This window comes from Gordonia sp. i37 (assembly GCF_002043085.1).
In the GTDB taxonomy this organism is placed as follows: Bacteria; Actinomycetota; Actinomycetes; order Mycobacteriales; family Mycobacteriaceae; genus Gordonia; species Gordonia polyisoprenivorans.
On the sequence record NZ_MVPX01000548.1, the window covers coordinates 1 to 8,473 of the forward strand.

General features: G+C 67.4%; 4 protein-coding genes and 1 pseudogene. All 5 read left to right on the top strand.

What is annotated here, in order from left to right; translation table 11 throughout:
* Positions 1-193: 193 nt before the first annotated feature.
* On the top strand, positions 194-1,111 hold the full coding sequence (locus tag B1964_RS27240) for a YfaP family protein (RefSeq protein ID WP_014360421.1): 918 nt from the start codon (positions 194-196) through the stop codon (positions 1,109-1,111).
* 194 nt (positions 1,112-1,305) lie between these two features.
* Complete coding sequence (locus tag B1964_RS27245) at positions 1,306-3,936, top strand: protein kinase (RefSeq protein ID WP_079932041.1); 2,631 nt, start codon at positions 1,306-1,308, stop codon at positions 3,934-3,936.
* A gap of 37 nt (positions 3,937-3,973) precedes the next feature.
* A complete protein-coding gene (locus tag B1964_RS27250; RefSeq protein WP_079932042.1) occupies positions 3,974-6,031 on the top strand; it encodes a protein kinase in 2,058 nt (685 codons plus the stop codon).
* 88 nt (positions 6,032-6,119) lie between these two features.
* On the top strand, positions 6,120-7,001 hold the full coding sequence (locus tag B1964_RS27255) for an SGNH/GDSL hydrolase family protein (protein ID WP_079932043.1): 882 nt from the start codon (positions 6,120-6,122) through the stop codon (positions 6,999-7,001).
* Between the two features lie 407 nt (positions 7,002-7,408).
* Positions 7,409-8,473, top strand: a pseudogene (locus B1964_RS27260) (acetyltransferase); the annotation flags it as partial.

An 8,473-nucleotide genomic window follows, 5' to 3' on the forward strand; every position in this document is an offset into this window, starting at 1 on the left:
CGCCGATGAGATGCGCAATCTGTTGGGCTAGTGTGGTTTTCCCGGACCCTGACACCCCTGCAACTGCCCCCCTCCGCGGATCAACCGGTAGCCGATCGTCAGCACACAGCACGGTGAACAAGATTACCCGCCCCAACACCCCGGTTCGACCGTTGTCGCGCGGATCGTCTCTCAGGTCGCTTTAATCGTTTTCATGCCTTCTGTACATGTTCGTACCCGTCGGTCACGCGCCGGCCGGGTCGCGATCGCCGTCCTGACCGTCATCATCGGCCTCACGACCGCCTGTTCGGTCAGCGGCACACCCGTCGCGGCAGGCCCCGCGATCGACGGCTTCGTCACCGGCGTGACCGCGATCAACGACTCGGGCGGGTCGTCGTCGACGGTGTCGGGGACGCTCGGCGCAGGACAGTCGGCAGGACCGACGCTGCGGTTGCCCGACAACGTCACAGCGATCAACGGCGGTAGCGTCCTCCAGAACACCACTTCGTCGACGCCCATTACCTCCATGCGAATAGCGTTGGAGGCCAAGCACAATGGCAAGGCGACCGGCAAACCCGCGCCCGGATACACCGAACTGAAGCTGGGATCGGCGACGGCAACCGCCTCGGTGGTGATGACGTTGGCGCAACAACTTCCGTCGGAGGATTTCGCCTTCTACTTCGCAGGTGTCGACGCATCGGGCGTGCAGGGTCCGATGGTGCGTCAGGAGGTCAAGGCGCTCAAGGTCGGAACCGGCGCGGTACAGGTCAGTACGTCGTGGACCGTCGACAGCGACCTCGATCTGATCCTGGTCGAGCCGTCGGGCGACAAGATCTATTTCAACAACAAGACGTCCTCGTCGGGCGGCACGCTGGATCTCGACTCCAACGCCGACTGCGACATCGACGGCAAAAACAACGAGAACATCACCTACCCGCAGGCACCCTCCGGCACCTACACCGTGTACGTGAATCTGTATTCGTCGTGTGGAACGCCGGCAACCGATTACGTCGTGACGGTGAGTGTGGGCGGTCAACAACCACGCACCTTCACCGGGACTTTCACCGGTCCCGGGTTGCGTACCGCCGACACCTCCGAGATCCGTGAGGTGACCACCTTCCAGGTGGGCTGAAGTTCACGCGGGACCACCTGCCCGAGATCAGCAAACCGTCCGCTGAGATGGGCCGTCGGCCGCCCGTCATCGACAATCATCGACGCCGTTCCTCTCCCGCCTGAACGACTACGGCACCGGTCGCGACGAGGTGTTGGGTATCGTCATCCCGGAATCGCTGGTGGCGTATCAGTGGCTGGCCGAGGGGGAAGTGTGTGAACGCGGGCAATTCGGGGATGGTCGCCGGGTATCACCTGATCGGTCCCATCCGCACCGATGCACTCGGGCAGGTCTTCATCGCAGACCGTCCCGGCCCCACCGGACGCGTGTTGATGCGGCTGTTGGCCGTCGACCCTAATGCCCCCGGCTTCCGGCCCCGCTTCGCCGCGCAGGCGCATGTGGTGCAAGGACTGGTCCATCCCGGCCTCGGCGGACTCCTGCAGTACGGCGAGGAGTCCGGCCGGACCTGGTTCACCAGCCGCTTCGTCGACGGCCACGTGCTGACCACGGACCGGCGCGCCGACTCCGAGGCCCTTGGCATCGCCGGGCAGGTCGCCGATGTCCTCGACCACGCGCATCGCCGCGGGATCGTCCACGGCGACCTCGGGCCGGGCGAGATCCTGCTCCCCACAGCCGCCGGGCCGGGTACGGCAGGTGGATCGGTGGCCGTCCTCGACGTCGGCACGCTGGCGCTTTCGGGCCGCCCGATCCTGAATCCCCTGTCGGGGTCACCGGAGTACACCGCGCCCGAGGTCATCGCGGGTCAGCCGGCCGGTCCCCCGTCCGACCAATACTCGCTGGCCTGCCTGCTGTACCAGATGCTCACCGGCACAACCCCTTTCGCCGCTTCGTCGCCAACCGAGGTCGTGAGCGGCCAGCTGCACCGCCAAGCACCGCCGATCAGCGCGACGCGTCCCGATCTCGCCGCACTCGACGTGGCGTTCGGCCACGCGCTCGACAAGGACCCCGCCCGGCGCTACCCGGACTGCCGGGCCTTCGTCGGAACGGTCGCCACCCTCGCGTCGCGGGCCGCCGCGCAGCACCAGCCCTCCGCACCCGAAACACCGCCGACGTCGTTCCGCGAGCGCGCCCACTCCCCTGCACCGGGACCGTCTGCACCGGTGGTCACAGCGGCACCGGCCGCACCCCCCGTGTCCGTGCCGGAGCAGCCGACACAAGCGCCCGTCCAACAACTCCCCGTCCCCGAACGTGCTGCACGCCACGCAAGCGTTCAACCCCCGTCCGTTCCGCCCGCACCCGACGTCACTGCGGCCGACGTCGCTGCGGCCGACACCCCTGCGGCCGACACCCCTGCGGCCGACGTCGACCCCACCTCCGGCCCGGTGACCCCGGCGCCCGCACCGCCGACGGTGGTGCCCCTCGATACCGGTTCGATCCCCGACGACTCGTCGCCGCCGTCGGCGTCACCCGCCAGCGGGCCATCCCAAGGCGTCCCCTCCCAGAGCACTCCGATGCCGAATCCATTTGCCGGCCAAACCATTCCACCCGGAATGGGAGGCGCAACAGACCCACTGCCACCGCATTCCCCCGACGACCGGCTCACACCGCCGCCGACCGGATCGGCGAATCCCGGTTCGCCGGACACGCTGCCACCGATGGACCTTCCGGTGGACCCGTCGGCTTCGGGTCGCGGCACGCGCGTCCGTCGCCGCGTGCTCGCCTCCGCGCTGGCGCTCGCCGCCGCAGCCGTGATCGCGGTCGTCGCCGTGGCGGCCACGTGGTTCGTCGTCGGCCGCGGACCGACCCTGGCCCAGGTCACCGCCACGCCACTGTCCAACGCCCACAACACGTCGTGCGCAATCCGCAACGGCCAAGCCTTCTGTTGGGGCTCCAACTCCGACGGCGCTCTCGGCAACGGCACCACGGTCGATTCCACCACTCCGGTACAGGTCGGCACCTTGTCCAAGGTGACGAGCATCTCGGTCGGCTGGACCTCGGCGTGCGCGATCGCCGACGGAACCCTGTACTGCTGGGGGAACAATGCCGCCGGTCAACTCGGTGACGGCACCACCGACAATCGTCTGACCCCCACCAAGGTGGCCGCACTCCATCACGTGACGTCGGTGTCGGTCGGGTCGGACGTGACGCTGTCGGGCGACAACGTCGCCTCGGACTCCACCACCTGCGCGGTCGCCGATGGCGGTGCGTACTGCTGGGGCGCCAACACCTACGGCCAGATCGGCGACGGCACCACCGATAACCGCACCACCCCGACCCGGGTCAAGGGTGTCGACGGGGCCGTTTCGCTCACCACGGACTCCGGCCAGACGTGTGCACTCACCGACGGCGGGGCCGTGTACTGCTGGGGATCGAACAGTCGTGGCCAACTCGGCGACGGCACCACCAGTGATCGCCACACCCCGACCCGGATTGGCGGACTGTCCGACATCACCGACGTCGCGACCTCGGTCGGTACGACCTGCGCCGTCGGCGACGGAAACCTGTACTGCTGGGGTAACGACACATTCGGCCAGACCGGCGGTGGCGACCGACTGACGTCGCGGACCCCGACACAGGTCCCGGGCCTCAACGACGTCACGTCCGTGTCGCTGGGGACCCAGACGACGTGTGCGGTCGCCGGCGGGGCCGCCTATTGCTGGGGAAACAACAGCTCGAACGGGGCCGGATACGATCCCCGCGGCTACTTCAGCACGCCGATGAAGATCTCCGGACTGAACGGCACGGTCACCGCCGTTACCACCAACTCCGTCGCGTCCTGTGCTCAGGTGAGCGACAAGTTCTACTGCTGGGGCGACAACAATCAGGGCGGCCTGGGAATCGGCTCCACCGATCCGGTCAACGCGCCCGTGCAGGTCGCATTTTGATCGCGCACCGCAGTCACGCAGAGAGGGGCACCCAGTAGTGGCACATCTCGAAGAAGGCAGCATCTTCGCCGGCTATCAGGTCCTCGCCAAGCTCGGTGCCGGCGGAATGGGCCAGGTCTACCTGGTCGAGCACCCACACCTGTTGCGTCGGGAGGCCCTCAAGGTCATCTCGGTCAACTCCGCCGACAACGCAGAGTTCCAACAACGATTCACCAATGAGGCGCGAACCGTCGCCTCGTTGAATCATCCGGGAATCGTCGCGATCCATCACTACGGCGTCGAGGACGATTCGCCGTGGTTCACCATGACCTATCTCGACGGCAAGGACCTCACCGCCGGAGGGCTCTCGGACGCGGAGATCGGATACGTCGTCGTGCGTGCCGCCGAGGCACTCGACTACGCCCACCGTCATCAGGTGATCCACCGCGACATCAAGCCGGCCAACATCATCGTCACCCGTGAGGCCGACGGGTCGATCGATCAGGTGGTCCTCCTCGACTTCGGCATCGCCAAGCTCGCCGATTCGACGTCGATGACTGCCACCCACGCGTTCATCGGGACGCTGGCCTACGCCGCACCAGAAGTCATCGACGGAGTACCCGCCGGACCGTCCAGTGACCAGTACGCGCTCGCGTGCAGCACCTACGAACTACTCAGCGGCGCTGCACCTTTCGAGGCCCCGACGCCCTCAGCGATGATGGCGGCACTGTTGTCCAAACCAGCACCGCCTCTGAGTGCACGCCGACCCGACCTGGCGGCGCTGGATCCGGTGTTCGCCCGTGCGCTCGCCAAGGACCCCGCGCAGCGCTACCCCGACTGCCAGTCGTTCGCACGCGACCTGGCTGCGGTGCTGATGACCTCCACGGGCGGCCCGGCATCGGCGATCAGTCCTTTGGCGACGACGGACCCCCGCGGCGGGGGCCACCTGCCGCCCGACGCCGATGCACCGACCGTCGAATCGCGTCAACGCACCACCCGCCGTCGTCGCAACCTGCTGCTGGCCCTCGCAGCGGCGTTCGCCGTCGCGGTGATCGCGGTGGCGAGCACCGCATGGGCGGTCGGACGTTCCGACCCGGTACCGCCGGCCGCCGCGCCACTCGCCTTGCGCGAGGTGAGCATGAACTCGTCGAACACCTGCGCCGTCTACAACAGGCTGGCCTATTGCTGGGGCGAGAACGACAACGGTCAGATCGGCGACGGCACCACCACCGACCGCAGCACTCCGACCAGGGTCAGCGGTCTGACCGATGTCTCGGCCATCACGGTCGGCGGCGCCGCCACCTGCGCGGTGGCCTCGGGTAAGGCCTACTGCTGGGGCTCGATCAGCAAGGTTCTCCTGCCCAAGGAGGTTCCGGGGCTGACCAATGTCACCGACATCGTCAGCAGCGCATTCACCACCTGCGCCATCGCCGACAGCTTCTTGTATTGCTGGGGTCTCAACGACAAAGGGCAGGTCGGGGACGGTACGACGACCACGCGTACCGCACCGACCAAAGTGGAATCGCTGTCCTCGGTCACATCGGTGTCGGTGGCGGCGGGCTCCACGTGCGCCATCGCCGACTCCGTCGGCTACTGCTGGGGCCACAACGCCAGTGGTGAACTCGGCGACGGGACCACCCAGGACCGATTGACCCCGACCCAGATCAAGAATTTCCGCTTCGCCTCCACGCTGACCGTCGGCGACAACTGGGACGACGGCACCACCTGCGCGCGCCGGGCCGACAAGGTCGGGTACTGCTGGGGCAACAACAGCTCCGGCCAGATCGGTGACGGCACCACGGCGAATCGCCCGCTGCCGACGAAGGTGCTCTCCGACGTCGACTCGATCACCTCCAACGGGGGCGCCACCTGCGCGGTCACCAGCTCGCGCACCCTCATGTGTTGGGGGGATCAACGCAACAACTACTCCAATCAGCTGACACCGGCGCTCGTTCACGGGATCGCCGATGTGACCTCGGTGGCCGTGTGGGACAACAACACGTGCGCGATCTCCGATGACCAGCTGTTTTGTTGGGGACTCAACAGTGAGGGACAACTCGGTGACGGCACCACCCAGTCTCGACCGACACCGACCTTGGTGAAGTTCCCCACCTGACCGGTCGCCGGCGTTGCCCGGCCGTGATCGAATTGTGCCACGACTCGAATTGCTACAGAAGTGGCTGATGTAGTTCAGTGTGACTATTGTGATTCGACTTTCTCGTGGTACTCGGACCCGCCGCACCGCCTTCCGCCGCACCGCCACCGCCGTCCTGGGTGCGACGGCTGCACTCACACTGATCGGTGCCGCGGCGGGCACCGCCGCGGCCGATCCCCTCGACGACGTCGTCGGCGCACTGAGTCAGCAAATGGCGACCGGCTCCGCAGAGCTCGGCCTGCCACAGCTGCTGCCGATGATCCCCGGACTGGGCGATCTGCTGCGCTCGGGCGGCGCACCGGGCACCACACGCTGCGCTTCGGTCGTCCAGATCGGTGATTCGACATCGGTCGGCGTGGACTCCCCGACCAAGGTTCCCAGCCCAGCCGAGACCCTGTCCGCGCAGTACAAGCGGGTCGGTGTCGGCACCGTCGACCTCGACGCCGACCGCGGCCGATCGATCGTCGGTGCGGTCGACGGGCGGACGAATGCGGCCGAGGCTGTCGCCACACATCTGGCCAGGGGCGAGAGGGGCTGCTGGGTGATCGCGATGGGCCTCGAGGACGCAGCCGACATCGCCAAGGGCTCGACCGTGGCCGCCGACGAGCGCATCGATCGGATCATGAACCAGTTGCGGGGCCAGCCGGTGCTGTGGCCGACGGTCACCGCCGACGCCGCCGCGCGGGGATACACGACCACGGCAACGGCCTCATTCAACAACGCACTGCGACGCGCCGTGGTGCGCTACCCGAATCTCGCGGTCTACGACTGGGCCGCGGCGGCCGCCGGGCAACCCGAATGGTTCGACGATGGCATCCACTACACCGCCGCCGGAATCGCGGCTCGCAACATGCGTTTCGCCGACGCACTGGCCACGGCCTTCCCTCCCGGCACCGGTGTCACACCGGCAACGAAGTGGGTGTCGAACTGACCTGGAAGTAGTTGCAATCGCAACGAATTCTTTTGGGCCACAATCCATATTCGCGAATCGGTCATCGTTCCCCCAACCGGAGGACACTGCGGTCGGTCGTGCGCAGAAACGTCTCGCCACCCCGCTACACTGAGCGGCTGATGCTCCCCTGCGAGCACCTCGACATCGCTGTCATGTCACCACCGCACCCGAACGAAACGCTTACCTGCCTGTATGCCACGCCCCATCCACACAGGGTCAGCCCACCTGCCCGCCCTCGACGACGTGCGCGCGCATGCCGTCGGGTTTGTCGTCACCGATTCCTGGTCTCGTAGCCATGTCGACCGAGCCACGACGAGGGTGATATCGATCGTCACGGAGGTAGACACGACACCGACGACAGCATCGAGAGAAGGGAGGGCGAACGCATGAAGGCACGTCTGCGCACATGGCGCGCGCGTCGGCACATCCCATCGATGACCCATCACCACGGCTCGGGGCACACGACGTCGACCCTGCTCGGTGCGCCGCCCCCCACGAGCCTGGCGATCACCGGCCCGATGGCGAGCCTGAGCCCGATCGGAGTCCTCCACGAGCCCGGAACGGAGCCGGTGTACGCGCTTCCGGCGCCACCACGAGGACCCGAGCCGTACATCGAAGGCTCCGATGCGGAGACCGTGGAACTCAGGGCGATCAGCGACGCCGACACCGTCGAGCTCCGACGCCTGTCCGACGAGGTCACCGCCGAACTCCCGATCGCCCTCGGCACCGAGACGACGTCGGACGACACCGACACAGACACAGACACAGCCGAGGAGGAGGCGGCCAACACCCCGTCGGATGACGAGGAAGCGGCCGAGACCGACGGTCCCGAGGCGGACGACACCGACTCTGACCGCACCGACTCTGACAGCACCGACTCGGCCGCCACCGACTCGGTCGGTGTCGAGGAAGAAGAACTCGTCGACGGAAAACGCGCCGACACCGATAACCCCGACACCGATGAGGTCGGCGAGAAGACCGAGACCGACGCCGACGTCGAGGCCGGCGAGACATCGGTGGTCGAGGATGCTCCCGACGCCGAAGCGTCACACGAGGACGAGGACGCGGAGGCCACCGCCGACGCGGCGGAGGACTCCGACCACGCCGACGACGCTGACGAGCCCGCCGACGACGACACTTCCGCGCAGGAAAGCGCCGAGACCCCGTCCGACGACACGGTCGAGATACCGGTCGATGCGGCCCAGGCCGCGACGGTCACGGCGATCCCGAACATGCGGGACCGGCGCACCGCCCAGAAGAGCGCCGAGCCAGACGCCGGCACAGACACAGAAACAGACACCGACACAGACACAGACGAGAAGTCGTCGGCGCCCACCGTCCGTATCCCCAAACCGGTCTGGACGCTGTCCACGAAGCTCCTCTCACCGACCACTCCCACGACCTCGGAGCCGGCAGCTGATCCGGAATCGGCTGTCTCACCGGCCGGGGCA

Bases quoted from the DNA above. Each gene is read 5' to 3' on its own strand.
- B1964_RS27240 (WP_014360421.1), top strand. From the start codon at position 194: ATGCCTTCTGTACATGTTCGTACCCGTCGGTCACGCGCCGGCCGGGTC.